Raw genomic sequence first — 820 nt, forward strand, 5'->3', positions numbered from 1 at the left:
CTCAGTAAAAGCCCGCCGCAAGCACGGGCGGCGGGCCCTGAAAGGTTCGCTCAAATGCCCCGTCGGCGCTTCAATCACACCTGCTTCTGCCCGCACGATCTGGCCATTTGCGAACGCGTGTTCGATCAGGTTTGCGTGGATGAACATCTCGACCCTTTGGGGCCGGATACCGAAATTCTGGCGGAAATGGTTGTGGCCATTTTTCGAAATGCCCACACCGGCGAGCGCGAACTGCTGGAGGCGGTCAGGTCTCGCTGGCGAAAGGTCGCGGGAACTGCGCATTAGAGCAATTCCGGGAAAGTGCAGCGGTTTTCCGTCCGGAATTGACGTCGATCTCGCCATCGCCTGAAGAGTTCGGTGCCTATTTCAGCGAAAACGCCGAACGGAATTCCTTCGTGTTGTTGCGGTTGGGATAGGCCTGGTCGGGCACCGGAACGCCGAGATGGGCGCAGAGCGGTTGCCAGCCGTCGCCCAGCCGGTGGACCAGCAGCCGCTCGCGCGGTACGGCCGCCATCACTGCCTCGACATTGGCTTCGTAGACGGCGATCGCATGCGCCCGGTCGTGCGGACGGCCGCCGAACACCTGCCTGGCGATCAGGGTAAGGCCGAGCGCGTCCTGGTCCTCGATCTGGCCGATGCCGGCCAGGATGGTCTTTTCGAAACTTTCCCACCAGCTTTCCGGCGAGCGCCAGGTGAGGATGACGCGGGCGTCCGGATAGGCCTTGATCAGCTCTGGCCAATAGTGCGCCGACGGCCAGTCCATGCAGGAATTGTAGCCCGAGAACAGTTCTTTCCAGTCCGGCGCCGCCCCTTTCGCCAG

Annotated in this window: 2 protein-coding genes; one reads left to right on the top strand and one right to left on the bottom strand. The window is 62.4% G+C overall.

Features of this window, described 5'->3' with window-relative positions; all coding sequences use genetic code 11:
• Positions 1-285 (top strand): hypothetical protein (locus tag EN742_RS36415; RefSeq protein WP_210214516.1); only part of this gene is annotated, 285 nt, incomplete at its 5' end.
• 76 nt (positions 286-361) lie between these two features.
• On the opposite strand, the gene EN742_RS36420 is transcribed toward EN742_RS36415, so the two are convergent.
• Positions 362-820 (bottom strand): sulfotransferase family protein (locus EN742_RS36420; RefSeq protein ID WP_128333958.1); only part of this gene is annotated, 459 nt, incomplete at its 5' end.

Origin of the sequence: Mesorhizobium sp. M4A.F.Ca.ET.020.02.1.1 (assembly GCF_004022645.1) — a bacterium.
In the GTDB taxonomy this organism is placed as follows: Bacteria; Pseudomonadota; Alphaproteobacteria; order Rhizobiales; family Rhizobiaceae; genus Mesorhizobium.